Annotated in this window: 28 protein-coding genes and 1 pseudogene; 13 read left to right on the forward strand and 16 right to left on the reverse strand. The window is 66.3% G+C overall.

Translation table 11 applies throughout. The features are described 5' to 3' along the window. Positions 1–4 precede the first annotated feature (4 nt). From ACO07I_RS11765 to ACO07I_RS11780, 4 genes are read left to right on the forward strand one after another with little or no spacing between them, the layout of a single operon-like run. Positions 5–919: an ABC transporter permease gene (locus ACO07I_RS11765; protein ID WP_298316843.1), complete on the forward strand. Its 915-nt coding sequence runs from the start codon at positions 5–7 to the stop codon at positions 917–919. Then, positions 916–1,782, forward strand: coding sequence for an ABC transporter permease (locus ACO07I_RS11770; RefSeq protein ID WP_422017478.1), 867 nt, complete (start codon positions 916–918; stop codon positions 1,780–1,782). Before ACO07I_RS11765 ends, ACO07I_RS11770 begins: the two co-directional genes overlap by 4 nt. Beyond that, positions 1,779–2,735, forward strand: a complete 957-nt coding sequence (locus ACO07I_RS11775) for an ABC transporter ATP-binding protein (protein ID WP_422017480.1) — start codon at positions 1,779–1,781, stop codon at positions 2,733–2,735. Before ACO07I_RS11770 ends, ACO07I_RS11775 begins: the two co-directional genes overlap by 4 nt. Next, positions 2,732–3,694: an ABC transporter ATP-binding protein gene (locus ACO07I_RS11780; RefSeq protein ID WP_422017482.1), complete on the forward strand. Its 963-nt coding sequence runs from the start codon at positions 2,732–2,734 to the stop codon at positions 3,692–3,694. Before ACO07I_RS11775 ends, ACO07I_RS11780 begins: the two co-directional genes overlap by 4 nt. A gap of 157 nt (positions 3,695–3,851) precedes the next feature. On the opposite strand, the gene ACO07I_RS11785 is transcribed toward ACO07I_RS11780, so the two are convergent. Then, positions 3,852–5,390 carry an ABC transporter substrate-binding protein gene (locus ACO07I_RS11785; RefSeq protein WP_422017484.1) on the reverse strand — a complete coding sequence of 513 codons (1,539 nt, stop codon included), beginning with the start codon at positions 5,388–5,390 and terminating at the stop codon, positions 3,852–3,854. A gap of 35 nt (positions 5,391–5,425) precedes the next feature. Between ACO07I_RS11785 and ACO07I_RS11790 the strand changes: the two genes are divergently transcribed. Next, a complete protein-coding gene (locus ACO07I_RS11790; RefSeq protein ID WP_422018227.1) occupies positions 5,426–5,758 on the forward strand; it encodes a 4a-hydroxytetrahydrobiopterin dehydratase in 333 nt (110 codons plus the stop codon). 154 nt (positions 5,759–5,912) lie between these two features. Next, positions 5,913–7,442, forward strand: a complete 1,530-nt coding sequence (locus ACO07I_RS11795) for a cyclic nucleotide-binding domain-containing protein (RefSeq protein WP_422018229.1) — start codon at positions 5,913–5,915, stop codon at positions 7,440–7,442. Between the two features lie 83 nt (positions 7,443–7,525). On the opposite strand, the gene ACO07I_RS11800 is transcribed toward ACO07I_RS11795, so the two are convergent. Continuing rightward, positions 7,526–8,194 carry a GntR family transcriptional regulator gene (locus tag ACO07I_RS11800; RefSeq protein ID WP_422017486.1) on the reverse strand — a complete coding sequence of 223 codons (669 nt, stop codon included), beginning with the start codon at positions 8,192–8,194 and terminating at the stop codon, positions 7,526–7,528. Between the two features lie 91 nt (positions 8,195–8,285). Here ACO07I_RS11800 and ACO07I_RS11805 point away from each other — a divergent pair, with 91 nt between their 5' ends. The 3 genes from ACO07I_RS11805 (at position 8,286) to ACO07I_RS11815 (ending at position 10,719) form a co-directional block, all read left to right on the forward strand. Continuing rightward, the gene (locus ACO07I_RS11805) at positions 8,286–9,203 is read left to right on the forward strand and encodes a TauD/TfdA dioxygenase family protein (protein ID WP_422017488.1); all 918 of its coding nucleotides are present in this window, start codon (positions 8,286–8,288) and stop codon (positions 9,201–9,203) included. Positions 9,204–9,257: 54 nt separating this feature from the next. Then, positions 9,258–10,232: a tripartite tricarboxylate transporter substrate binding protein gene (locus ACO07I_RS11810; protein ID WP_422017490.1), complete on the forward strand. Its 975-nt coding sequence runs from the start codon at positions 9,258–9,260 to the stop codon at positions 10,230–10,232. A gap of 124 nt (positions 10,233–10,356) precedes the next feature. Then, positions 10,357–10,719, forward strand: a complete 363-nt coding sequence (locus ACO07I_RS11815) for a copper-binding protein (RefSeq protein ID WP_422017492.1) — start codon at positions 10,357–10,359, stop codon at positions 10,717–10,719. A gap of 1 nt (position 10,720) precedes the next feature. On the opposite strand, the gene ACO07I_RS11820 is transcribed toward ACO07I_RS11815, so the two are convergent. Together ACO07I_RS11820 and ACO07I_RS11825 are read right to left on the reverse strand one after the other, a co-directional pair. Further along, positions 10,721–11,053, reverse strand: coding sequence for a hypothetical protein (locus tag ACO07I_RS11820; RefSeq protein ID WP_422017494.1), 333 nt, complete (start codon positions 11,051–11,053; stop codon positions 10,721–10,723). Further along, positions 11,050–11,509, reverse strand: a pseudogene (locus tag ACO07I_RS11825) (CBS domain-containing protein). Before ACO07I_RS11825 ends, ACO07I_RS11820 begins: the two are co-directional and overlap by 4 nt. 65 nt (positions 11,510–11,574) lie before the next feature. Between ACO07I_RS11825 and ACO07I_RS11830 the strand changes: the two are divergent. Continuing rightward, a complete protein-coding gene (locus ACO07I_RS11830) occupies positions 11,575–12,759 on the forward strand; it encodes a mechanosensitive ion channel family protein (protein ID WP_422017496.1) in 1,185 nt (394 codons plus the stop codon). A gap of 94 nt (positions 12,760–12,853) precedes the next feature. Further along, positions 12,854–13,828: a Bug family tripartite tricarboxylate transporter substrate binding protein gene (locus tag ACO07I_RS11835; RefSeq protein WP_422017498.1), complete on the forward strand. Its 975-nt coding sequence runs from the start codon at positions 12,854–12,856 to the stop codon at positions 13,826–13,828. 3 nt (positions 13,829–13,831) lie between these two features. Here ACO07I_RS11835 and ACO07I_RS11840 read toward each other — a convergent pair whose 3' ends face one another. The 4 genes from ACO07I_RS11840 to chrA all read right to left on the reverse strand — a co-directional run bounded on the left by ACO07I_RS11840 (position 13,832) and on the right by chrA (position 16,753). Further along, positions 13,832–14,053 carry a hypothetical protein gene (locus tag ACO07I_RS11840; protein WP_422017500.1) on the reverse strand — a complete coding sequence of 74 codons (222 nt, stop codon included), beginning with the start codon at positions 14,051–14,053 and terminating at the stop codon, positions 13,832–13,834. Between the two features lie 49 nt (positions 14,054–14,102). Next, a complete protein-coding gene (locus tag ACO07I_RS11845; protein WP_422018231.1) occupies positions 14,103–15,035 on the reverse strand; it encodes a TAXI family TRAP transporter solute-binding subunit in 933 nt (310 codons plus the stop codon). A gap of 67 nt (positions 15,036–15,102) precedes the next feature. Beyond that, a complete protein-coding gene (locus ACO07I_RS11850; protein ID WP_298316874.1) occupies positions 15,103–15,348 on the reverse strand; it encodes a DUF3297 family protein in 246 nt (81 codons plus the stop codon). Between the two features lie 7 nt (positions 15,349–15,355). Further along, entirely contained in the window at positions 15,356–16,753 is a 1,398-nt protein-coding gene (chrA, locus tag ACO07I_RS11855; protein ID WP_422017502.1) for a chromate efflux transporter, read from the reverse strand. A gap of 195 nt (positions 16,754–16,948) precedes the next feature. Here chrA and ACO07I_RS11860 point away from each other — a divergent pair, with 195 nt between their 5' ends. Then, entirely contained in the window at positions 16,949–17,557 is a 609-nt protein-coding gene (locus ACO07I_RS11860; protein WP_422017504.1) for a hypothetical protein, read from the forward strand. Positions 17,558–17,561: 4 nt separating this feature from the next. On the opposite strand, the gene ACO07I_RS11865 is transcribed toward ACO07I_RS11860, so the two are convergent. Both ACO07I_RS11865 and ACO07I_RS11870 read right to left on the reverse strand, forming a co-directional pair. Then, a complete protein-coding gene (locus ACO07I_RS11865) occupies positions 17,562–17,930 on the reverse strand; it encodes a hypothetical protein (protein WP_422017506.1) in 369 nt (122 codons plus the stop codon). A gap of 20 nt (positions 17,931–17,950) precedes the next feature. Beyond that, complete coding sequence (locus ACO07I_RS11870; RefSeq protein ID WP_422017508.1) at positions 17,951–18,712, reverse strand: SDR family NAD(P)-dependent oxidoreductase; 762 nt, start codon at positions 18,710–18,712, stop codon at positions 17,951–17,953. 79 nt (positions 18,713–18,791) lie between these two features. Between ACO07I_RS11870 and ACO07I_RS11875 the strand changes: the two genes are divergently transcribed. Further along, the gene (locus ACO07I_RS11875) at positions 18,792–19,169 is read left to right on the forward strand and encodes a YkvA family protein (protein ID WP_422017510.1); all 378 of its coding nucleotides are present in this window, start codon (positions 18,792–18,794) and stop codon (positions 19,167–19,169) included. Here the strand turns inward: ACO07I_RS11875 and ACO07I_RS11880 are convergent. From ACO07I_RS11880 to ACO07I_RS11905, 6 genes are read right to left on the reverse strand one after another with little or no spacing between them, the layout of a single operon-like run. Further along, entirely contained in the window at positions 19,117–20,064 is a 948-nt protein-coding gene (locus ACO07I_RS11880) for a DMT family transporter (protein ID WP_422017512.1), read from the reverse strand. The genes ACO07I_RS11875 and ACO07I_RS11880 overlap by 53 nt on opposite strands. Beyond that, the gene (locus ACO07I_RS11885) at positions 20,064–21,599 is read right to left on the reverse strand and encodes a class I adenylate-forming enzyme family protein (RefSeq protein ID WP_422017514.1); all 1,536 of its coding nucleotides are present in this window, start codon (positions 21,597–21,599) and stop codon (positions 20,064–20,066) included. Before ACO07I_RS11885 ends, ACO07I_RS11880 begins: the two co-directional genes overlap by 1 nt. Before the next feature lies 1 nt (position 21,600). Further along, entirely contained in the window at positions 21,601–22,014 is a 414-nt protein-coding gene (locus tag ACO07I_RS11890; RefSeq protein ID WP_422017516.1) for a DUF2442 domain-containing protein, read from the reverse strand. Then, positions 22,001–22,249 (reverse strand): DUF4160 domain-containing protein, encoded by a 249-nt coding sequence (locus tag ACO07I_RS11895; RefSeq protein WP_422017518.1) that lies wholly within the window; start codon positions 22,247–22,249, stop codon positions 22,001–22,003. The genes ACO07I_RS11890 and ACO07I_RS11895 overlap by 14 nt, the downstream gene beginning before the upstream one ends. A 43-nt stretch (positions 22,250–22,292) precedes the next feature. Then, on the reverse strand, positions 22,293–22,820 hold the full coding sequence (locus ACO07I_RS11900; protein ID WP_422017520.1) for a GNAT family N-acetyltransferase: 528 nt from the start codon (positions 22,818–22,820) through the stop codon (positions 22,293–22,295). A gap of 41 nt (positions 22,821–22,861) precedes the next feature. After that, positions 22,862–23,554, reverse strand: a complete 693-nt coding sequence (locus tag ACO07I_RS11905) for a LolA family protein (RefSeq protein WP_422017522.1) — start codon at positions 23,552–23,554, stop codon at positions 22,862–22,864. Between the last annotated feature and the right edge of the window lie 52 nt (positions 23,555–23,606).

Below are 23,606 nucleotides of genomic sequence, written 5' to 3' on the forward strand. Positions count from 1 at the left end.
GCACATGCTTCAGTTCCTCTTCCGCCGCCTCATCGTGGCACTCCTCGTGGCGGCGACGGTCATGACCCTCGCCTTCATTCTCACACGCCTGTCGGGCGATCTCGCCATCTCGATCGCCGGGCCCAATGCCACGGCGGCCGATATCGAGGCCGTGCGCAAGGCCTATGGACTCGACCGCCCGGTCCTCAGCCAGTTCTTCGACTGGGTGGGCCGCGCCGCGACCGGCGACCTGGGCAACAGCTACTTCTTCCAGACGCGCGTCTCGACCCTGATCGCCGAGCGTATGCCGGTGACGCTCACCCTCGGCCTGACCGGCCTCTCCATCGCGCTCCTGGTGTCGTTGCCGATGGGCATCCTGGCGGCGGTGCGCGAGAACACCGGCTTCGACCGCGCGGTGCAGATGATCGCCCTGATCGGCCAGGCGATGCCCTCGTTCTGGCTCGGCCTGCTGCTGATGATCCTCTTCGGCCTCACGCTGGGGTGGCTGCCGATCTCAGGCACCGGCTCGTGGGAGCATTTCGTCATGCCGGGCATCGTGCTCGCCTTCTCCGCCATTCCGGCCCTCACGCGCCTGACGCGCGCCGGCATGATCCAGGCGATGGGGAGCGATTACATCCGCACGGCCCGCGCCAAGGGCCTGTCACGCGCCTCCATCCTGCTGAAGCATGCGCTGCGCAACGCCGCGATCCCGGTCGTGGCGATCGCCGCCGTCCAGCTCGGCTTCATGCTGGGCGGCTCGATCGTCATCGAGCAGGTCTTCGCCCTGCACGGCGTCGGCTTCCTCGCCTGGGAGAGCATCGCCAAGAACGACTTCCCGGTCGTGCAGGCCGTCGTGCTCGTCCTCGCCGTCATCTACGTGGCGCTGACGATGGTCTCCGACCTGATGAACGCCGTGCTTGATCCGCGGCTTCGCGCATGAGCACCGCCGTTTCGATCAATGCCGGCCCGCGTCGGGGCTGGAAGAGCGCCGGCACGTGGATCGGCGCAGTCATCGTGGGTCTTGCGCTGTTCTGCGCGATCTTCGCGCCGCTGATCGTGCCACACGATCCGTTCGCGCAGGACCTCAACCGGCGCCTGCTCGTGCCGTTCTGGATGGAAGGATACAATCCGGAATTCCTGCTCGGCACCGACCAGCTCGGCCGCGACTATCTCTCCCGCCTGATCTGGGGCTGCCGCATCTCGATGCTGATCGGCGTCACCGTCACGATCGTGTCGGGCCTGATCGGCATCACCATCGGCGTGCTGGGCGGCTTCTTTGGCGGGCGCATCGACGATGCCGTGCTGTTCGCCATCACCACCCGCCTTTCCATCCCGGTCGTCCTGGTGGCGCTGGCCGTCGTCGGCCTGCTCGGCACCTCGATGACGCTGCTGGTGCTGACCCTCGGCCTGCTGCTGTGGGATCGCTTCGCCGTGGTGGCGCGCTCGACCTCCATGCAGGTGCGCAACCTCGATTTCGTCGCCGCCGCCTGGTGCGCCGGCTGCTCGCGCTTCCGCGTTCTGTCGCGCGAGGTGCTCCCCAACATCGCCAGCCACCTCGTCGTGGTGGCGACTCTAGAGATTGCGCTCGCCATCCTGCTCGAAGCGACGCTGTCGTTCCTCGGCCTCGGCGTGCCGCCGCCGCTGCCCTCCTGGGGCCTGATGATCGCCGAGGCCAAGGACTACATGTTCTTCAGCCCCTGGGTGATCGTGATCCCCGGCGTCGCGCTCTTCGTGCTCGTGCTCGGAATCAACCTCTTGGGCGACGGGCTGCGCGACGCCTTCGCAACGAGGTCCCGCACATGAGCACGCTTCTCGAAGTCGAAAAGCTCGAAGTGGGCTTCGGCGGCAGCACGTCCGCCGTGCGCGGCGCCTCGCTCACGGTCGAGCGCGGCGAGACCCACTGCCTGGTGGGCGAATCGGGCTGCGGCAAGTCGGTGACCTCGCTCGCGATCATGAACCTGCTGGCGCGCGGCGGGCACCGCACGGCGCAGCGCCTCACCTTCCAGGGCGACGACCTGCTGAAGCTCGACGACCGGGGCATGGCGCGGCTGCGCGGCAATGCCATGGCGATGATCTTCCAGGAGCCCATGACCAGCCTCAACCCGGCCTACACGATCGGCTCGCAGATGACCGAGGTGATGCGCCGCCACAAGAAGGTGAGCCAGCGGGTCGCCACCGACCGCGCAGCCGACCTTTTGGGCCGGGTCGGCATCACCGCACCGGGGCTTCGCCTCGGCCAGTTCCCGCACCAGCTCTCGGGCGGCCTGCGCCAGCGCGTGATGATCGCCATGGCGCTGATGTGCGAGCCGCAGCTCCTGATCGCCGACGAGCCGACCACCGCGCTCGACGTGACGGTGCAGGCACAGATCCTGCGCCTGCTGGCGCAGCTCCAGCGCGACCTCGGTCTCGGCATGCTGCTGATCACCCACGATCTCGGCATCGTCGCGCGCGTCGCCCATCGGGTTTCCGTCATGTATGCGGGCGAAGTGGTCGAGAGCGCCGCCACCGCGCAGCTCTTCGCCGACCCGAAGCATCCCTATACGCAGGGCCTGCTGCGCTGCGTGCCGGTCCCGGGCAAGCAGCGCCAGGACGAGCCGCTGGGCTCGATCCCCGGCACCGTGCCGCGCATCGGTCCGGGCTTCCAGGGCTGCGGCTTCCGCGATCGCTGCAGCTTCGCCGACGCGAGCTGCGCCCATACCGTCCCGCACCAGACCGCGGCGCCGGGTCACGACTATCTCTGCCGGCTGGCTCCATGAACGCGACGACCCAAGCTGCGATCGAACTCAAGTCGGTCGGCAAGACCTTCCGTGTCTCCGGCGGCATCCTGGGCAAGGACCGCAGGGTCGTCGCCGTCGACGGCGTTTCCTTCGCCGTCCCGCCGGGCGGCGTGCTGGGCGTCGTGGGCGAGTCGGGCTGCGGCAAGTCCACCCTCGCCCGCCTGATCCTGGGCCTGCTCTCGCCCGATTCCGGCGACATCGCGGTCGAAGGCCAGCGCGTCGTCGATATGGACCGCAAGGCGCGCGCCCGGCTGATCCAGCCGGTGTTCCAGGATCCCTTCTCCTCGCTCAATCCGCTGACCCGCATTCGCGACATCGTGGCGATGCCGCTGCAGGCACAGGGCACCTTCTCGCGCGCCGAGATCGCCAAGCGCGTGGACGAGATGCTGGAGCGTGTCGGCCTGCCGGGCGAGATGGGCACCCGCCTGCCGTCAGAACTGTCCGGGGGCCAGCGCCAGCGGGTCGCCATCGCGCGCGCCCTGGTGCTACGGCCGCGCATCGTCGTGTGCGACGAGCCGACCTCGGCGCTCGACGTCTCGGTGCAGGCGCAGATCCTGAACCTGCTGGCCGAGCTGCGCCGCGACCTGGGCCTCACCTACCTGTTCATCAGCCACAATCTCGCGGTCGTCGAGCATGTCGCGAGCGAAGTGGCGGTGATGTATCTCGGCCGCATCGTCGAGAAGAAGCCGACTGAGGCGCTGTTCCACGCGCCCGAGCATCCCTACACCCAGGCGCTGCTGGCTTCGGTGCTGACGCCCGAGCCCGGTCTCGGCGTGCCCGACGTGGGCCTGGGCGACATCATGCCCGATCCGGCCAACATCCCACCGGGCTGCCGCTTCCATCCGCGCTGCCCGATCGCCGAACCGCGCTGCTCGACGGCAACGCCGCCGCTCAGGCCTCGGCCCGGCGGCGGCGTGGAGTGTCTGCTGGTTCCTTGAGCGCGCCCAACTCTCCTCCTCCCCCGTCAAACGGGGGAGGCCGGGAGGGGGAAAGCAACGTCATGAATGCCGACCGGGAAGAGTTCAGCCTCATGGCCTTCCCCCTCCGGCCTTCGGCCACCTCCCCCGTGTGACGGGGGAGGAAAGCTCTAAGTCGTCACTTCCACTTCGCGAAGTAGAAGCGCGGCAGCTCGTCGGGGAAGGTCTTGAACTCCAGGCCCTTCGAGAAGGCGTAGGTGTTCACGTAGGTGTTGATCGGCAGCCAGTAGGCCTTCTCCGTCGCGATCTTCACTGCGGCCGAGTAGGCCTTCTTGCGGGCCTCGGTGTTCGAGGTCGAGCCGCCTTCGGCGATCAGCTTTTCGAGCTCGGGATCCTTCGAATAATTGTCGAGCGCGCCGGCGCCGAACATCACCGGCAGGATCGCCGAGACGTCGTTGATCGAGTAGCTGCCCCAGCTTCCCATGTAGAGCGGCGCCTCGCCCTTCTGGGCCTTCTGGATCGCCGGCGCGACCTGGAGCTGGGTGATCTTCACGCGGATGCCGACGGCGGTGAGATAATTCTGGATCGCCGCGCCCCATGACGTCGGCTGGACGTAGCTCACCATCTCGACGTCGAAGCCGTTGGGGAAGCCAGCCTCGGCCAGCAGCGCCTTGGCCTTGGCCGGATCGTAGTCGTATTTCACGGCGGCATCGGCATCGCAGCCGAACTGACTCGGGAAGCACGGTGCCGGCGGCACGCGGCTGCCGCCGCCCACCAGCTTCTCGGCGAACTGCTTGCGGTCGACGGCATGCCAGATCGCCTGGCGCACCTTGAGCTTGGTGAGCGGATTGTCGGCGCCGGTGCGGCCGGCCGCATCGATCGACAGATAGCCGACACGCATGGACTCCTGCCGCACAGCCTGCAGGAACGGCATCTTGTTGATGCTGTCGGCCTGGTCGGGATTGATGTTCCAGATCCAGTCGGCCTTCTGCGCCAGCACCTCGGTCACGGCGGTGGCGAGATCGGGCACGAAGCGGACATGCAGCTTCTTGATCGCGGGCACACCCTTGGGCGAGCCCTTCCAGTAATCGTCGAAGCGCTCGAAGAAGATCTCCTTGCCCTGGTCGTTCTTGACGATCTTGTAGGGACCGGCGCCGACCGGCTTGGCCGAGAAGCCCTCGGGCCCGACCTTTTCGCGATAGGCCTTGGGATGGATCGGCGTCACCATGGCGAGATACTCGAGCGCCGCCGGCGTCGGCCGCTTCATCTTGATACGCACGGTCCAGTCGCCGGTCTTCTCGGCCTTGTCGATCCACGCATAGTTCGAGGGCGTGGCGACCTTGGAGGCGGGATCGGCCGCCATGTTGATGGTGTAGACGACGTCGTCGGGGGAGAGCGTGCTGCCATCGTGGAATTTCACGCCCTGGCGAATCGTGAGATCGAGCGTATTGTCGTCGGTGAACTTCCAGTCGGTGGCCAGCGACGGCTTGATCTCGAAGGTCGCGGGATCGCGATGCACCAGCATGTCCCAGGCCTGGTGCGCCAGGATCAGGCCGGTACGCTGGCTGTTGAAATACATGTCGACGTTGGGAACGGCGTCGTTGAACAGGACGCGCAGCGTGTCGGCGGCCTTCTGCGCCGAAGCGGGCGCGGCAACGGTCGCGCCGAGCACCGCGGCGGTGCTGGAAAGTAGGGCAGTACGACGAGTGATTTTCAAGAAAGCCTCCGGTTTGTTCGGGCGAGCCTAGGCTGCTGGCCCGCGATGAGGCAAGCTTCACGCCAAATGAGGAGACAGACATGATCGCCAAACTCGCCGGCAAGGCTCGCAGCCAGGCCCTCGCCTCGATCAAGGGCTGGAAGAAGGTGCGCGGACGCGACGCGCTTCAGAAGAGCTTCAAGTTCGCCGATTTCAACGAAGCCTGGGGCTTCATGACGCGCGTCGCGATGGCCGCGGAGAAGGCGGACCATCATCCGGAATGGTCCAACGTCTACAACAAGGTCGAAATCGTTCTCAGCACGCACGACGCCGGCGGCCTGTCGGAAAAGGACGTGGCGCTCGCCAAGGTCATCGACTCGATCGCCTGACGCGACCGCTGAGGACCGGCGCTTGCATGTCGAATGAAGGGCGTGGCCGCCGCTTTCGGCAAAAGTCCAATACCGCCGTCCGGCATCGGCGCGCTATCGTCCGACGGATGACGGACGATCCGAGACGCATGAGCTCCGACGAAGTGTGGCTCCGCTGATGGAAGAATTCAGCCTGTCCGAGATCGCGGCCAATCCGTTCGTCCAGACGGGACTTCTGGCGTTGGCGGGCGCCGCGATCACCCACCTCCTGCTCCGCCGCTATCCGGCGCGTCGCCTCGCCTTTCAGCTCGTCTTCTTCGTGGCGCTGACGGCCCTGCTCTACAAGCATCAGGTGGTCCCCTACGAAGTCTCGCCCGACACGACGCCGATCTACGAACGGACCTTCGCCGCGCTGGCCAAGATCATCTGGTGGATCAACGGCGCCTGGGTCCTGATCGGCTGCGCCCGGGTCTTCCTCGTCTTCGAGCGGCTGCCGCATGAGGGGCGCCTGGTCCAGGACCTCGTGGCCGGCCTGATCTATCTCGGCGCTGCGCTGTCGATCGGGGCCTATGTCTTCCAGGCGCCCGTCGGCACGCTGATCGCGACGTCCGGCGTCTTCGCCATCATCCTGGGCCTCGCCCTGCAGAGCACGCTGGCCGACGTCTTCTCGGGAATCGCACTGAACTTCAGCAGGGTCTACGAAGTCGGCGACTGGATCGTCCTGGGCGGCGACATCGAAGGCCGCGTGGTGGAGACGAACTGGCGCGCCACCCATCTTCTCAACGGGTCGAACGACCTCGTCGTCCTACCCAACAGCGTCCTCGCCAAGGCGCAACTCACCAATCTCAGCAGTCCGAACCGCAATCACGGCGTGAAGCTGCGCGTGCGCTTCACGCCCACCATGGCGCCCTCTGTCATTTCGGAGGTGATGCGCACGGTCCTTCTCAGCAGCAACTCGATCCTCAATCCGCCTTCGCCCTCGGTCGAGATCAAGTCGCTCGACGCCCGGGCGATCGAGCTGGAGCTGTCTTTCCGTGTCACCGATCATGCCGCGACTTCCGCCGCCCGCCACGAGGTCTACGATCTGATCTACCGCCATGCCAAGGCGGCGGGGCTGTCGCTTGCAGAGCCGGCCGAGGCCGTCACGGTGTTCACGAACCAGGTCGCACCGGCTCCTCTCGACGTGCAGACCACGGCTCAGCAGACCACATCGCAGCGGCTGGTCGAGGCCGTACCGCTGTTCGTCACGCTCACCCCGGCGGAAAAGACCGCGCTTGCCGAGACCCTGACACGCAAGACCTATCAAAGAGGCGAGGTCCTGGTTGCACAAGGCGCCAGGCTGGACGTGCTGATGATCATCGGGACGGGCGTGGTCGCGCTCTCACGCGAAGAAGACGGCCGCGAGTTCGAGCAGAGCCGGCTGGCACCGGGCGACTATTTCGGTGAGGCCGGGCTGTTCACCGGATCCGGCGAGACAGCGACCGCGCGGGCGCTGACCTTCACCGTGATCTACGAGGTCGGGCAGGCACCTCTTTCGAAGCTCATGAAAGAACGGCCGGGCATCGCCGACGAGATCAGTGTGACGCTTTCTCGACGGGCGAGCGCCGCGATGCGGGCCGGCGAGCCCGGCGCGGAGACGCGAGAAACCTCCATTTCGCGCCTCGTCGGCCGCATCCGCCAGCTCTTCAACGTGCCGCACGGCTAGGGTCGTCGATCGGCGCCTCTCGCGTCAGGCGCCACCCCGGACGATCTCGTCGAAGTGCATCCGGACGCGAACGGCGGAATGCTCTAGCAGAAGTCTGGCCGCACGCTCGGCGCCCGCATCGTCTTTCCCGCGACGCAGTCGGCGAGGCGGCGCCAGTCCGCCGCCGACTCCTGGCGCCCCGCCAGGGTGAGGAAGCTGCTCGCCTGGCCGCGGATCAGCTGCCACATGCCCATGCCCGCCAGCCGCTTGTACATGTCGGGCAGGTGATTGTTGCCACATCGCTCGATCAGCAGGGTCTGGATGCGGATGGACTGGGTCGCGAAGTCCTGCGGTGACATGTCTGGGCTTGCGGCCATGGCCTCGAGCCTGGCGACCTCGGCCTCGATCGCCGCCCGTTCGGCCGGGCCGGCCTGCCGCGTGTAGCGACCGGCCGCCATCGCCAGTAGGGCCGCGCGAAGCTCGAACAGGTCGTCCAGGTCGTTGCGCGAGAATTCGGCGATCCGGGCGCCGGAGCGGGGGATCCGCACGACATAGCCTTGCCGCGCCAGGGCGATCAGCGCCTCGCGCACGGTGGCGCGGCTCACCGCATGGGTCTCGGCGAGCAGTTCCTCCTTCAGCCGCTCGCCCGGCCGCAGCCGCCCCGTCATCACGTCCTCGAGGATGCGTTCGGCGAGTCGTTCCGGCAGCGACTTCACGAGCCGTCCCAGCGGCGTTTCCACCAACGGAGGCATTGCGGCGGGGCTGGCGTCCATGATCGACGATCCCTAATCTTGTCTGACAATAAACAGTATATTGACTGATTATCACTCTGCTGGATAGAGTTGGGCCTCGGGAGAAAACAAAATGAGTGCAATCAACATCACGCCGCTGGGCTTTGCGGCCGGCGCCCAGGTCACCGGCGTCGATCTTCGCAAGCCCCTCAGCAACGAAGACCACAGCCGGATCCACGAGGCCTGGCTTGAGCACATCGTGCTCGTCTTCCCGGAACAGGATTTGACGCCCGAGCAGCAGATCGAATTCTCGCGCCGGTTCGGCGTGCTCGACGCTCACGAGTCGCAGGCGCCGTCGACGCTGCATCCCGATCATCGCGAGATCCTTGTGCTGACCAACAAGATGGTCGGGGGCAAGAAGTCGGGGACCTACAATTCCGGCCGCAACTGGCACACCGACCTCAGCTACACGTCCCGTCCCGCCAAGGGCGCGATCCTTCATTGCAAGGAGAAGCCGCCGGTCGGCGGCGACACGATGTGGGCGAACCTCTACCTCGCGCTCGAAACGCTGACGCCGCCGATCCGCGGCCTGATCGAGAATCTCGAGGCGCTGCACGACGTGTCGATGGTCCGCGGCATCGAGCTGCGTGATCCAGTCGACGTGGCCGAGATGAAGCGGCGCAACCCGCCGGTCATCCATCCGGTGGTGCGCACCCATCCCGAGACCGGCCGCAAGTCGCTGCTGGTCAACCAGCGCATCCGCCGCTTCCTCGGCATGTCCGACGAGGAGAGCCAGAGCCTGCTGGCGATGCTGAACGCGCACGCGACCTCGCCGGAATTCGTCTACCGCCACCGCTGGAGCCTGGGCGACGTGGTGATGTGGGACAATCGCTGCAGCTGCCACGTGGCGCTGGGCGACTTCGACCAGACCAAGCCGCGCGTGATGTTCCGCTGCTCGCTCGAAGGCGAGATCGAGACGGGACGCTTCGCCGACAACGCTGCAGGCGCCGATCGCGAATCGATGTTGCAGGCGGTCGCCGCTGTTTCCTGAAGCGAGCCGCAAAGGCTCGCCACAAGACAAGAAGACGTTTCGGGAGGATTGAAAATGTTGCGCTCGACGTTCATGGGGCTGCTTGCCGGCAGCCTCCTAGGCCTTGCCGTGCCCGCCGCCGCACAGACGCCGGCCTTTCCCGACAAGTCGATCCGACTGGTCGTGGGCTTCCCACCGGGCGGCGCGACCGACGTCATTGCGCGCCTGCTGGCGCAGGGACTGACGAGCGAGCTCGGCCAGAACGTCCTGGTCGAGAACAAGGGCGGCGCGAGCGGCATCATTGCGTCGGAGATGGTCGTGAAGTCGCCGCCCGACGGCTACACGCTGCTGTTCGCCCCGAGCTCGCATGCGACGCTGGGCGCGCTCTATCCGAACCTGTCCTTCGATCCGATCAAGGACTTCACGCCGGTCGCCACGGTGGCGCGCACCCCCTACCTCCTCGTCGTCCATCCGGATCTGGGCGTGAAGACCGTGGCGGAGCTGATCGCGCTGGCAAAGGCCAAGCCGAACGGCGTGGCCTATGCGTCCACGGGCATGGGCACGGCGCAGCATCTCGCCGGCGAGATCCTGCAACGCACCGCCGGCGTCGAGATCTTGCATGTGCCCTATCGCGGCAGCGGTGCAGTGCGTGCCGACATCCTGGCCGGGCGTATCCAGACCATGTTCGACAACGTCGCAGTGATGCTGCCTTACGTGCAGCGGGGCGAGATGCGCGCGCTCGCCGTCACGGGCCCCAAGCGCAGTGCCCTGGCGCCCGACCTGCCGACCTTGCGCGAACTGAACCTCGCTGCCGCCGAGATCGAGGGCTGGTTCATCGTCCTGGGACCGGCGGGTGTGCCGGAGCCCGTTGTGAAGCGCCTCAACGAGGCGGTGAACAAGGTGCTCGCGGCTCCATCCACGGCGGAGCGCCTGGCGACCCTTGGGGCCGAGCCCCTCGCCGGTCCGCCCCAGGACGTCGTCACACTGGTCAGCAGCGATCGTGACCGCTGGGGCAAGGTGATCCGAGAGGGCAATATCAAACCTGAGTGATGGACTGTGACAAGCAGTCGTCACCGCTTTGTAACTACTGGAAATCGAACGTCTGCTTCCCAGATGGAGGTCCCTGAATAAGGTTCACCATCGGAAGTCAGCCCCCATGTCGAAGAGTATGTTCATGATCGCTGCGACGGTAGCGGCGGTCGCGTTTGCCCCGGTCGGTGCGCAGTCCGCCTGCGCGGCCGGCCTGCCCAGCATCTACGATGCGTACAGCGATCACGATCTGGAAAACTGTTCGGCCGATGCATCGACCAACGAGGGCCAGCTTGCGAGCGGCCGCATCGTGGCGGTCGACCCGGCGGCCGGAAAGATCACTCTGGAGTACCGGCCCCTCCCGCTGCTGCCTGAAGGTGGCGTGCGAGTGTTCAACGTCGAGGATCCTGCTGCGTTGAAGGGTTTGAGCGCCGGCGATCGCGTCCGCTTCGAGGTCGAACGCGACGGCCGGCGCTATGTCGTGACGAGGCTGGAGAACAGCAACTAGACTAGGAACCCGGCCGCCTGCGCGCGTGGCGCAGCAACTCGCCATCGCGCGGTCGATCCGTCGCCTCCACGCCGACCAGCTTTCTGCCGAGCTGTCCGGCGTGACCGATGCGAACGTACTTTTCGAAGTCCCTCAACGGGCCCGCCGGACCCGCCATCATCCAGCCCTCGACGTCGCTGAGTTCGGCTAGGATCGCTTCGAAATAGACGCAGCGATCGGGAGCGCGCTCGTTCCCAGTCGCCCTCACGTCGCACTTCTCCACCTCGCCGGCACTGAAGCGGAATATGTGCGCCTCGTCGGCGTTCAGCCAGACGGCGGCATGTGGGGAGTTCACATGCCCCTCGCACGCTCCTCGTCGCCCTGATTGTGCTTAACGCCCGGCTGGGCGATCTCCCGCAGAGCATTGCCGACGCGGCGACCGTCCTTTTCATGCGCAGCGACGTCTGCCAGCGACAGAATGCCGACGAGACGCTTGTCACGATCAGACCACCGGCAGCCGGCGTACCTGCAACTCGCCCATGTTCCGGGCGACATGCGCGGTATCCTCGTGGACGAAGCAGTATTTGACGTCCTGCGTCATCACCTCGCGCACTTCGGTCTGCGGCCCCTTGCCGTTGCCGATCCCGCGCACGGCGATGTCCCGATCGGTGATCATGCCGACCAGCCGCTCGTCGTCTCCCACCGGCAGCAGTCCGGCGTCGATCGCCAGCATCGTCCGTGCGGCCTCTTCGATCGTGTGATCGGGCCTCGCAACACAGACGTCGCGCGTCATCGCTTCACTCACTCGCAGGGCATCGCTCCTCTCGTTCGGGTTCGACAAACGAATGCCACCCTGAAGTGCGGGTTGCGCACCGAATGCCGTATCCTTCGGCCGCCATCCATCCCGGCTCGCGCCCTCGCAACTCTCCTGTCGAACCGACGTTGGGGGCCATGGAAAACCCACTGGAAAATCCGCTTTCGTGGCTGGATCGGGCCATCACCTGGGCGCCGAACTGGGTCATCTCCATCGCCTTCCTGCTGCTGGCAGCGGGCGTGGCGGTCACGCTTCACGGGCTCGCCATGCGCCTGTTGCGCTGGCTGATTCCCGCTTCTTACCAGTTTCTCCATTCGCTGGTGTCGGCCACGCAGGCGCTGCTTCGCGCGGCGCTCGTGATCTTCGCCGTCGCCCTCACCCTGCCGTTGGTGCCTCTGGGAACCGACGGCAAGTCGGCGATCGGGCATTGGCTGATCGTCTCCTTCATTCTTCTTCTCGGATGGAGCTGCACAGCCGCCATTACCCTGGCGTCGGACTTCTACCTCAGGCGCACAGACATCGACTTCAGCGGCGATCCCCTCGGACGCAAGCACCTGACGCAGGTGCGCGTTCTGCGGCGCGTCGCGGCGACGCTCGTCATCGTCATCACCGTCGCGGCCGCGCTCATGACGTTCGAGTCGGTGAAACAATACGGCGTGAGCCTGATTGCCTCCGCAGGTGCGGCGGGTATCGTAGTCGGCCTTGCGGCGCGCCCCCTGCTGACGAACCTGTTCGCCGGTATCCAGATCGCGCTCACCCAGCCGATCCGCATCGGCGACGCCGTCATCGTCGAAGGCGAATGGGGGTGGGTCGAGGAAATCACCGGAACGTATGTGGTCATCAAGATCTGGGACTGGCGTAGGCTCGTCGTCCCGCTCTCGTACTTCCTGGAGAAGCCCTTCCAGAATTGGACACGGCAGACGACGGACCTGATCGGATCGGTGATGCTCTGGGTCGACTATACGGTGCCGGTCACCCGCATCCGATCGAAGCTCGAGGAGCTAGCGAAAGCCTCCAAGCTGTGGGACGGGCAGGTCGTCAATTTGCAGGTCGTCGACAGCAACGAGCGCGCCCTGCAGTTACGCTGCCTGGTGAGCGCTCGGACCTCGCCCGAGGCCTGGGATCTCCGCTGCGAGATGCGCGAGAAGCTGATCGTGTTCCTTCAGGAGGAGTATCCCGGCGCGTTGCCGAAGCAGCGGGCCGAACTGGTCGAATTCAACCGAATGACGGCGCAGGCTGCGGAATGACGCTTTCGGGCGGCGAAAATTCCCGCCGATTAGAGTAGCCCGGCCCGGCGTGCGGGCGGATGCTTGCCTCAATCAATAAAGGAGGAAATGCATCGTGGCACGCAGACGCACAGTCCTGTTCGGCGGACTCGCGGGAACGACGGCACTGGCGACCGGCTTCGCCGTCCGCGCGCAGTCTTTCCCCACCAAGCCTCTTCGCTTCATCGTGCCCTTCGCCGCCGGCGGCAACGCCGACGTCACCGCGCGGCTCGCGGGCGAAGGAATGTCGCGCAAGCTCGGACAGCCGGTATTGATCGACAACCGTCCCGGTGCGGGCGGGGTCGTGGGCCAGGAACTGGTGCTGCAGGCTCCGGCCGATGGCTACACGCTGGTGATCGCTGCCTTCGGGACTCTCTTCGTCTCGCCCCTCATGGCCGGAAAGCCGTCGATGGTCCCCTTGTTCGCCCCGGTCACCAGCCTCAGCACGGTGCCGATGATCATCGTCGTCCCCGCCAACAGTCGCTTCAAGGATTGGCAGGCTCTTCTCGGGGCCGCCAAGGCAAAGCCCGGCACGATCAGCATGGGCCACGCCGGCAATGGCACGCCGAACCACACCGACATCCTGCGCATCCAGGAGAACGAAAAGGTGAACTTCGCGATCGTGCCTTATCGCGGATCGGGAGTCGGGCTGAATGACACGCTGGCTGGACAGATCGACAGCTATTGCGATCAGTTGAGCAGCTCTCTGCCGCACATAAAGTCGGGAAAGCTGAAAGCGCTGGTGGTCGTCGGCGAAAAGCGTGTGCCTGAACTGCCTGACGTTCCGACCCTGGCGGAAACGGGCTGCACGGCATTCGACGGCGGCACGACACTGGGTCTTTTCGTCAAGCTGGATACACCCGCGCAGATCATCGCGGCGCTGAACACGGCCGCGGTCGCCGCGCTCGAAGAGCCTGCGATCAAGCAGAAGTTTGCCGAACTCGGTGCGACCGTCCGGCCGTCGACGCCGGACTCCTTCGCCGCTTTCCTCAAGACCGAGGATGCCGGGATCGGCGAGCTTGCAAAGAAGGGACTGTTGAAGCCGGAGTAGCCGCTACTTCTCCTTCGCCGTGCCCTGACCCTTCGGATCGCCGGCCTTGCCCTTGGCCTCGGCGGCTTTGAGCGAAGCGCCTTCTGCGCCATCGAGCGCTGCAGCGGCGTCGCGCGCGGCGCCCTCGACCTTGTCCTTCTTCAGGAATTCGGCGGTGCGCTTGTTGTAGTCGGCGGTGGCGGTGTAGCTGCCCTCGCCTTCGATCTTGTCCTTGGACTTGTCCATGGCGTGCTCCATCGTTTTCAGAGGGGGCAACGCGCCGGATCTCCGTTGGTTACTTGAGAAGCCCGATCTCCCGGTAGAAACGCGCGGCACCGGGGTGCAATTTCTCGTGGCCCGGCACGGCCGTGACCGTATTGGCCGCCGTCGTCTCAGCGAGCTGCGGCGGCGGGTTGCCGGCCTGCTGCAGGGCGTACAGCGCCTTGACCGTACGATAGGCCACCGTCTCGTCGAAACCGGGCCGCGCCAGCACGAAACTCCAGGAGCCGACTGATGGAATAGCGGCCGATTGGCCCGGAAAGCTCCCGGCCGGCTGGGTGACGGGCTTCAGGAAGGGGTGTTTGGTGAGGATTCGCCGGATCCCGTCGCCATCGGGCGCGATGAAGCGCGCGCCCTCCTTGCTGTTGGCCATGGTCATGAAGCCCGGCCAGCCGTTGCCGCCGCCCCACAGGGCGGCCGCGCGGCCGTCGAGCACCATCGCCGGTCCGTCGCCGGCGCGCTCGAGATAAATCGGCTGGAAGTCCTTGGCCGCGTCGAGGCCGAGCCCGTCCATGGCGTAGCGGCCGAGGATCACCAGGCCGGAGCCCGCGGCCCCCCAGGCGATCGGCCGGCCCTTCAGGTCGGCGATGGTGCGATAGGGCGAGTCGGCACGCACGACGAACAGGCCGGCGGTCGGATACATGGCGGTGAGCACGCGCAGATCGGCGGGCGCGCGTCCCACGCCCTGCAGCGCCGCATGCACCACCTCGCCCTGGACCAGCGCCATGTCGAGCGTGCCAGCCTCGAGCATCGGCACGTTCTCGGTGCTGCCCCGGGTATTGATCGCCTCGATCTCCAGCGCCGGATCGAAGCGGCGGACACCCTCGACGAAGGCCGCACCGTAGACCGGGAAGCCGCCGCCCGGCGTGGCCGTGCCGAGACGGACTTTCACAGGCTGCGCCCCTGCCGGTCCGGCCGCGAGCAGCAGACCGAGCGCGCCGCCCAGCATCGCGCGCCGACGCGGATGCAAGGGGGCCGAGTCTTCATCTGCGTGCGGCCCTGCCATGCAGCCCCCTCTACGGTTTCTTGGTCTCGAAGAACGGCTCGACCGTGCCCTTGAGCTTGATGGTCAGCGGATTGCCCTTGCGATCCACCGTCTTGCCCACGGCGACACGGATCCAGCCCTCGCTGACGCAATACTCCTCGACGTTGGTCTTTTCCTGGCCATCGAACCGGATGCCGATGCCGCGCTGGAGAAGCGCCTCGTCATAGTGCGGGCTCTTCGGGTTGGTGGAGAGACGATCGGGGAGTGTGTCGGTCATGGGGTTCCTATAACATCAAAGCGTAGACGATGCCGGCCATCGAACTGGCCAGCAGGACCGGGATCATCCCGAAGCGGAAGCGGAATACAGCAACGGCACAGGCGGCCGCCAGCACCACGGCAGCGATATTGGCGGAGGCGAGAACCGGCATGTCGACCGTGGCGCCGAGTAGCTGCACCGGCCGCAGCTCGCCGAACAGGACCTGCAGCCCGAACCAGACGGCGAGGTTGAGGATCACGCCCACGACCGCCGCCGTGATGGCGGCCAGAGCGCCCGACAAGGCCTTGTTCGAGCGCAGCTTCTCGACATAGGGCGCGCCGACGAAGATCCAGAGGAAGCAGGGCGTGAAGGTGACCCAGGTGGTGAGGAGACCGCCCAGCGTCCCGGCGAGCAGCGGATTGAGTCCCTGGTGATCGCGCCACGCCCCGAGGAAGCCCACGAACTGCGTCACCATGATCAGCGGACCCGGCGTGGATTCCGCAAGTCCGAGGCCGTCGAGCATCTCGCCAGCGGTGACCCAGCCATATTTGTCGACCGCCTGTTGCGCCACGTAGGCCAGCACCGCATAGGCGCCGCCAAAGGTCACCACGGCCATCTTGCTGAAGAAGACCGAGATCTGCGTGAACACGTCGTCGGGTCCGCGGATGAGCCAGAGCAGCGCCACCGGCGCCAGCCACAGAACGAGGAAGAGCGCGCCGATCGACAGCGACCAGACGAGGTTGGGCCTCGCATGCGCGGGCGTGGCCTCGCCCAGCAGCGACTCCGCGTCTCCCAGTCCAGGCCGCCCGCCCGCGCCATGACCGCCGGCCTGGAATTCCGTCCGGCCGAGCCTGGTGGCGGTGAACCCGATCAGGCCTGCGGCGATCACGATCACCGGAAATGGCACGCCATAGAAGAAGATGGCGGCAAACGACACGACCGCGAGCAGGCGCATGGCGTTGTTGCGCAGCGCCCGCCCCCCGACCCGCAGGACCGCCTCGACCACGATTACCAGCACGGCAGCCTTGAGGCCGAAGAACAGGCCCTGCACCAAGGTGACCTTGCCCAGCAGCACGTAGACCCAGGACAGCGCCATGATGGCGAGCAGGCCCGGCAGCACGAACAGCGTACCGGCAATCAGGCCGCCCGCCGTGCGGTGCATCAGCCAGCCGATATAGGTCGCGAGCTGCTGCGCCTCGGGACCAGGCAGCAGGGTGCAGTAGTTCAGCGCCTGCAGGAAACGCTGCTCGCCGATCCACTTCTTCTCCTCGACGATGATGCGATGCATCACCGCGATCTGGCCCGCGGGCCCGCCGAACGACAGGGCGGCAACGCGCAGCCAGACCTTCACGGCTTCGGAGAGGGGGACGCCATGACTCGGAGGCGATGGGCCCTCGTCCTTGGAAAACGCGTCAGGCGAAGGCATGTCCGGCGTCCTCTCGATCGGGAGCTCGATGCGATGCTTCGGCTGTCGCCGGATGGAGTGACCGCGATCCCCGACCCGGTTTCATAAGGAGAGAGCAAATAGTGTCAAGCTTGGTCGATTGCCGGGGTCGCGGGCCGCGGTTAGTTTGGCCGCGGGAAAAGTGGGAATGTCAGCGCAGAAATTGCCGGGGGTTTCATGACTTGGGGTCGTCTCGTTCTTTTGGCGCTCGCCGTGGTGGGAACGGTGGTGGCGTGCAACCAGTCTCCGCGGACGGTGCCGCAGACGGCGCAGATCAAGCGCGCCTATTGGGGCCTGCCGCAGGACGCTCCGGGTGCCGACGTGACCAGCCTGGTGACCTGCCCGGGCGGCTATCCCTGTGACGTGTTCGCCAATGGTCCGGCCTATAACGACAACCGCTTCGACGTCGCCAAGAGGCTGACGGTGATCTGGACCTGCCAGCCGCAGAACTTCGTCCTGTCCGAAGTGGCGACGCCGACCTTCAAGGTCCGGATGGCATGCGTCGGCGGCACGCCGCTGGTGCCCCGGCGAATCGACATCGTCGAAGCCTCCTGGGGCGGCCCCAGCTCCACGATCGACGTGACCCAGCAGGTGCGCGACATCTGCGGCAACGGTCCGACGCGCTGCCAGGTGCCGGCCATGGCCTATATTTTCGGAATGCCCGATCGCCTCACCAAGACGCTGCGCATCCGCTACACCTGCAACGGCCAGACGACGCCCGCCCGGCAGGCGACGGAGAACAGCATCGCCGACCTGCGCTGCGAGCAGCCCGGCGACCTCGACTGAAAGCTCAGCGCTGCCCGGCCGGAGCGCCGGGCGGCGGCAGGCTTCGGCGGCATTCGCCGTGCAGCAGCCCGCCATAGTTGGCACCGAGCGGCGTCATCGAGAAGGCGCCGTCGTTGCGATTGTAGGTCATCGAGAAATTGGGAAAGGTCGCGCGCAGCGCCTGGAATGTGATGACCACGCTCGTTCCCTCGGCCATCGAGGTGCCGTCCCAGACGCCGACCGTATTGCGCCGGTCGTCGAACACGACACTGAAATTGCGCACCTGGCCGCCCTGGTCGGTGACCTTGCAGGCAAGCCAGCGCGGCTCGGCGCGGGCCGGAGAGGCGACAGCGGCCAGTCCGACCGCTGCCGTCAGGATCATCGCAAGCCGCATCGCAATGCCCTCCGGGCCGGTTACTTCGGCGCCATGCGGATCGCGCCGTCGAGGCGGATCGTCTCGCCGTTCAGCATGGGATTCTCGACGATGCTCATGGCGAGCTGGGCATATTCCTTCGGGTCGCCGAGCCGCGAGGGGAACGGCACCTGTGCGCCCAGGCTCTTCTGCGCTTCCGCCGGCAGGCTCATCATCATCGGCGTGAGGAAGAGGCCCGGGGCGATGGTGCAGACGCGCACGCCGAGGCTCGCCAGGTCGCGCGCGATCGGCAGGGTCATGCCGACGACGCCGCCCTTCGACGCCGAATAGGCCGCCTGGCCGATCTGGCCGTCGAAGGCCGCGACCGATGCGGTGTTGACGATGACGCCGCGCTCGCCGCCGTCCAGTGGCTCGGCCTCGCTCATGGCGTAGGCCGCGATGCGGATCACGTTGAAGGTACCGATCAGATTGACCTGGATCACCTGGCTGAACATGGCGAGATCATGCGGGCCGGACTTGGAGATGGTGCGGCCGGACCGGCCGATGCCGGCGCAGTTCACGACGACGCGCGGCGCGCCGAGCTTCTCCACGACCGTCTTCACCGAGGCTTCGACGCTGGCCGCGTCGGCCACGTTGGTCTTCACGAAGAGACCGCCGATTTCCCTGGCCTTCTGTTCGCCCAGTTCGTCCTGCAGGTCGAAGATGGCGACCCTGGCGCCCGCGGCCGCCAGTGCCGACGCCGTGGCGCCGCCCAAACCCGACGCGCCGCCCGTGACGATGGCGGCCTGACCCTTGACGTTCATCCGTGTCCTCCGTGGTTGGGCGCTTTTAGCATTTCCATCCCCCTTGCCAAGCGGGCCCGCCGACCCAACCTTTCCCCGCATGAGCGATGCATCCGACCTGGTCCGGAACGAGACGACCGTCCGCCGGAATTTCTGGCAAAAGGCACGCCGCAACCTCGGTCGCGTGCCCTTCACGGAGGATGCGGTCGCGGCCTTCTACTGCGCCAGCGACAGCGCCACGCCGCTGCCGATCCGCGCGACCCTGTTCGGGGCGCTGGCCTATTTCGTGCTGCCCTTCGACGCCATTCCCGACCTGCTGCTGGGCTTGGGCTTCACCGACGATGCGGCGATCCTGGTGGCCGCCTTCACCGCCGCCCGCATGCACATCACCGAAGATCACCGCGCGCGGGCCCGGGCCTGGCTGCTCAAGGAGCAGGGCCGGACGGCGGACCGCCCGGAGGCTTCTCCGGCGGGGTGACCGCAGCGGCACGCCGCCGTTCCCTCGCCACCGCGTGCTCGCGATGGGCGATGTAGAGCGCCGAGGCGATGACGATGGCGGCCCCGACATAGGTCCAGACGACCGGCATTTCGTTCCACATCAGCCAGCCCATGAACACCGCGAAGGGCAGGCGCATGTATTCGAACGGCGCGATGGCCGACATCTCGCCGGACTTGAAGGCCTGCACCCAGAAATACTGGCCGACCGTGGCGGAGGAGGCGATGCCGATCGCCAGCACCCAGCCGAACAGGTCGGGCCAGCGCCACACCCAGATCGCCGGCCCCGCCAGGAACAGGGTCGAGAAGATCGCGAACTGCGTCAGGATCATCAGCGGCGACTCGGAATCGGAGAGGCGCTTCACCAGCAGGATGGAGATGGCGACGCAGGCGGCATTGGCCAGCGCCACCAGCGCGCCGAGCTGCAGGCTGCCCTCGCCCGGCCGCACCATCACCAGCACGCCGATGAAGCCCACGACCGTCGCGGTCCAGCGCCGCCAGCGCACCTTTTCCTTGGCGATGAGCGCGGCCACCACGACGGAGAAGAGCGGCTGCGAGAAGGCGATGGCCGTCGCGTCGGCCAGCGGCAGCATCGAAATCGCGTAGAAGCCCAGCACCATCGAGGTGGTGCCCATGAAGGTGCGCCAGAAGTGCCCCTTGATGCGCTGGCTGAGCCACGGCTTCACCTTCCCGGTCATCATCAGCGGCAGCAGCATGATGACCGACAGGATCGCGCGGAAGAACGCGGTCTGGACGCTCTCGATCTGCTCCGAAAGCAGGCGGATCATCACACCCGTCGAGGTGAAGATGAACCCGCCGCTCACCAGCCACAGCGCCCCCTGCACGTTGGGCGGCAGGCGCCGCAGCCAGTCCCGCATCAGATCTTCCGCTCGTGACCGACCCAGTAGGGTTCGCGCAGCGTCTTCTTCAGAACCTTGCCGACCGGGCTGCGCGGCAGCGTGTCGACGAAGTCGACCGTCTTCGGCGCCTTGACGCCGCCCAGCTTCTCCTTGGCGAGCTGGATCAGCTCGTCGGCCTTCACGGTCATGCCGGGCTTCAGCTCGACGACGGCCTTCACCGCCTCGCCCCATTTCTCGTCGGGAATGCCGATCACTGCGCAATCCTGCACGGCGGGATGGCTCCACAAAACCTGCTCGACCTCGCCGGGGAAGACGTTGAAACCGCCGGAGATGATCATGTCCTTCTTGCGATCGACGATGTAGACGAAGCCATCCTCGTCGATGACGCCGATGTCGCCGGTATGATGCCAGCCGAAAGCCGACGCCTCGGCCGTCGCCTCGACGTTGTTGTAGTAGCCCTTCATCACGAGGTTGCCGCGCACGACGATCTCGCCGCGCTGGCCCCGCGGCAGCAGCTTGCCGTGATCGTCCATCACCTCGAGCCGCACCAGCGGCGAGACCTTGCCGCAGCTCGCGAGCCGGTGCCGGTTGTTGCTCTCCAGCGCCGCCACGTGATCTTCCGGTGAGAAGAAGGTGCAGATCATGCACGCCTCAGCCTGGCCGTAGGTCTGGGTCAGCACCGGACCGAACACCTTCACGGCCTCGACCAGCTTGTCGACCGACATCGGCGCCGAGGCATAGACGAGGTGCTGCAGCGAACTGTAGTCGTATTTGCCCACGTCGGGATGCGCGAGAAGCATGTAGATCAGGGTCGGCGGCATGTAGACATGCGTCACCTTGTGCTTCTCGATTGCGGCCAGAATGCCGCCGGGATCGGCCGTGCCCATGAAGATGTTGGTGCCGCCGAAGGCCAGCAGCGGAAACGAGCAGACGCCCGCCGCATGCGTCATCGGTGCGACCATCAGATGGACCGGCGGCGACTTCACCGGCATGCAGGCCCAGAAGATCGAGTTCATGGTCTCGATGTTGCCGTTGGTGATCTGCACGCCCTTCGGCCGGCCGGTGGTGCCGCCCGAACTCGCGAGGAAGGCGACGTCGTCGGGCGCGTCGGGCAGGTCCGGCGCCTCCTCCTTCTGCGCCGCCAGCCATTCCTCGAAGGACGGCGTGTCGATGCAGATGAATCCGGTGATGCGCGGGCAGGCCTTGCGGATGCGCGCGAGGTAGCCCTCGAAGCTCGAATGGTAGAACAGCACCTCCACGTCGGTGTTGTTCAGGATGTAGAGGTTTTCCTCCAGCGCGTTGCGCGCATTGACCGGCGCCCAGGTGACTCCGGCGCGCACGATGCCCAGCAGGCAGGCATAGGCCGCCGCATGGTTGGGACTGTAGACGGCGGCCTTGGAGCCACGCCCGAGCCCCATGGCCAGCAGCCCGTTGGCGACGCGATGGGTCTGGGCGCGCACCTCTCGGTAGGTCCAGCCCTGCGTGCCGTCATGCAGACAATCCCGATCCGGATAGAGATCGGCTCCGCGGTCGAAATAGTCTATCAAACGCATGTCAGGCGGCCTCGTTCTTCCGGGGACGGCCACCCAGTTTACCGTTGGCGCGGGCGGCAACCGTCTTTGCAGCGCTTCGAACGCTTCCTCCCCGCTGGCCGAGCTTCGCGGCCATCCACCGATTCGAGCCGGATTGCCCGGCGAGCAGTCCCGGCAGATAAACGTCGGCGTCGACCCGCGGAAAGTGGAGCCCGAAACCCGAGGGCGTGATTTCGATTTCCTGCAGATCCCGCGGCTTTGCGTCCTGCAGGCCCTCGACCATATCCGGCGTGAACAATACGAGCAGGCCGGTATTCAACTGAACGATCACGCGCTGCTGCCGTCTGTCGTAGCGCACGCCAACGGCGTAGGGCTCATCGGCTTTCCGTTTCTGCCCGCGGGCCCGCGCCCGCTCGAACTCGTCACGCTTCGCCATGGATCGACTCCCAAGCAGCACAAAGGACCGATTTGTACGTCACGACCAATGCCCGGATACGCGCCGTGTCGCTGCGGGACAGGCCATAAACTTCACGCAACAGCGGCACAGCCCTGCGGCAGTTCAGATTGAAGACGGCTTCGCCACCCTGCCCGATGACATGGACGTGAGCCGGTCGATGATCGCCCGGATAGATCACGAAGCGTAGACCGGCGGCCCTCAGGACCGTCGGCATCGCACATGTCCATAAACCCAACCGATTAGGTTCTCAAGCATGCTTAGTCCGGCAGCGTCGTGTCGCCCGGTCCGAGCGGCCGTTCCATCAGGACGCTGTCGAGCCAGCGGCCGAACTTGAAGCCCACGCTCTTCAGGGTGCCGACCATCGCGAAGCCGCAGGAGGCGTGGAGGTTGATCGAGGCCGCATGCTTGGAATCGCCGATCACCGCGATCATCTGGCGCCGGCCGTCGCGGGCGCACAGGTCGATCAGCGGCAGGAGCAGCGCCTTTCCGACGCCTTGGCCCACCGCATCCTTGTCGATGTAGATCGAGTTCTCGACCGTGAAGCGGTAGGCCGGGCGGGTGCGGTAAAGGCCGGCATAGGCATAGCCCAGGACTCGCCCTTCCTTCTCGGCCACCAGATAGGGCAGCCCGAGATCGAGCACCGCGTCGCGGCGCTTCGCCATTTCGGCGAGGTCCGGCGGCTCGACCTCGAACGAGGCCGTCCCGTGCAGCACATGATGTCCGTAGATTTCCGCGCAACGCGCCACGTCGGCCCCGGTCGAGGCCCTCACGGTCAGTCCACTCACGTCTTCAGATCCCCACGTCGGTTTCGGCGGGGATTATAGAGCTAGTTGCGATCGACGCCGCGTCGAATGGCGCCAGCGTCGGGACCATCGAACTTGAAGAGGCTGGCGGCCAGCGGCAGGCCGGTCTGCAGCCCGTTCAGCGAAACGTCGACCCGTTGGCCGCGGTTGTCGATGATGGTCCAGCCGCGCAGCACCATCGGGTTCTCGTTGACGCGGACGATGACCTTGCCTTCGTTCGGCTTGCGGGTCTGGCTCATGGTGAGCTGCAGCATCCCGTCGGCGCGCTCGACCTTTTCCACCGTGAGGTCGCCGCCCTGCAGCACCAGCGGCTCGCGCACCAGGAAGGAGGCGGCCGTCCAGCCGATCGGCCACTGGCCGAAGTCGCGGTTGGCGATGTCCCACATCGTCACCTGGCTGCCGTCGGCCACGATCTTGAGCTGCGACGGCGGATCGTACTCGAAGCGCATGCGGCCAGGCCGGCTCACCGAAAGCGTGCCCTGAACCACGGTGCCGTTGGGGTTCGACTGGACGAAGCGGGCCTGCATGGTGCGGATGCCGTTGAAATAGCGCTCCACCTCCGCAACCTGGGGATTGGAGGCCGGCGCCTGGGCTTGTGCGGGCGCCTGGGCCTGGGCCTCGAGGGCACCCATCGACAGAAGGGCGACGGAGGAAAAAGCGGCGAGCAGGAAGCGCATTCGGCGGATATGACGGTCGAATAAGGCGGAATCAAGCATCGGCAGGCGCTTCCCAATCGTGTGAACAGCCGTTTACCATACGGCCACCAGC

The organism is Reyranella sp. (assembly GCF_965227665.1).
In the GTDB taxonomy this organism is placed as follows: Bacteria; Pseudomonadota; Alphaproteobacteria; order Reyranellales; family Reyranellaceae; genus Reyranella.

Coding starts and splice junctions, on each gene's coding strand:
- ACO07I_RS11810 (WP_422017490.1), top strand. CDS start 9,258: ATGTTGCGCTCGACGTTCATGGGGCTGCTTGCCGGCAGCCTCCTAGGC.
- ACO07I_RS11875 (WP_422017510.1), top strand. CDS start 18,792: ATGAGCGATGCATCCGACCTGGTCCGGAACGAGACGACCGTCCGCCGG.
- ACO07I_RS11840 (WP_422017500.1), bottom strand. CDS start 14,053: ATGGACAAGTCCAAGGACAAGATCGAAGGCGAGGGCAGCTACACCGCC.
- ACO07I_RS11885 (WP_422017514.1), bottom strand. CDS start 21,599: ATGCGTTTGATAGACTATTTCGACCGCGGAGCCGATCTCTATCCGGAT.
- ACO07I_RS11830 (WP_422017496.1), top strand. CDS start 11,575: ATGCCGTATCCTTCGGCCGCCATCCATCCCGGCTCGCGCCCTCGCAAC.
- ACO07I_RS11870 (WP_422017508.1), bottom strand. CDS start 18,712: ATGAACGTCAAGGGTCAGGCCGCCATCGTCACGGGCGGCGCGTCGGGT.
- ACO07I_RS11765 (WP_298316843.1), top strand. CDS start 5: ATGCTTCAGTTCCTCTTCCGCCGCCTCATCGTGGCACTCCTCGTGGCG.
- ACO07I_RS11770 (WP_422017478.1), top strand. CDS start 916: ATGAGCACCGCCGTTTCGATCAATGCCGGCCCGCGTCGGGGCTGGAAG.
- ACO07I_RS11815 (WP_422017492.1), top strand. CDS start 10,357: ATGATCGCTGCGACGGTAGCGGCGGTCGCGTTTGCCCCGGTCGGTGCG.
- ACO07I_RS11895 (WP_422017518.1), bottom strand. CDS start 22,249: ATGCCGACGGTCCTGAGGGCCGCCGGTCTACGCTTCGTGATCTATCCG.
- ACO07I_RS11860 (WP_422017504.1), top strand. CDS start 16,949: ATGACTTGGGGTCGTCTCGTTCTTTTGGCGCTCGCCGTGGTGGGAACG.
- chrA (WP_422017502.1), bottom strand. CDS start 16,753: ATGCCTTCGCCTGACGCGTTTTCCAAGGACGAGGGCCCATCGCCTCCG.
- ACO07I_RS11880 (WP_422017512.1), bottom strand. CDS start 20,064: ATGCGGGACTGGCTGCGGCGCCTGCCGCCCAACGTGCAGGGGGCGCTG.
- ACO07I_RS11865 (WP_422017506.1), bottom strand. CDS start 17,930: ATGCGGCTTGCGATGATCCTGACGGCAGCGGTCGGACTGGCCGCTGTC.
- ACO07I_RS11805 (WP_422017488.1), top strand. CDS start 8,286: ATGAGTGCAATCAACATCACGCCGCTGGGCTTTGCGGCCGGCGCCCAG.
- ACO07I_RS11905 (WP_422017522.1), bottom strand. CDS start 23,554: ATGCTTGATTCCGCCTTATTCGACCGTCATATCCGCCGAATGCGCTTC.
- ACO07I_RS11780 (WP_422017482.1), top strand. CDS start 2,732: ATGAACGCGACGACCCAAGCTGCGATCGAACTCAAGTCGGTCGGCAAG.
- ACO07I_RS11775 (WP_422017480.1), top strand. CDS start 1,779: ATGAGCACGCTTCTCGAAGTCGAAAAGCTCGAAGTGGGCTTCGGCGGC.
- ACO07I_RS11850 (WP_298316874.1), bottom strand. CDS start 15,348: ATGACCGACACACTCCCCGATCGTCTCTCCACCAACCCGAAGAGCCCG.
- ACO07I_RS11800 (WP_422017486.1), bottom strand. CDS start 8,194: ATGGACGCCAGCCCCGCCGCAATGCCTCCGTTGGTGGAAACGCCGCTG.
- ACO07I_RS11890 (WP_422017516.1), bottom strand. CDS start 22,014: ATGGCGAAGCGTGACGAGTTCGAGCGGGCGCGGGCCCGCGGGCAGAAA.
- ACO07I_RS11845 (WP_422018231.1), bottom strand. CDS start 15,035: ATGCTGGGCGGCGCGCTCGGTCTGCTGCTCGCGGCCGGACCGGCAGGG.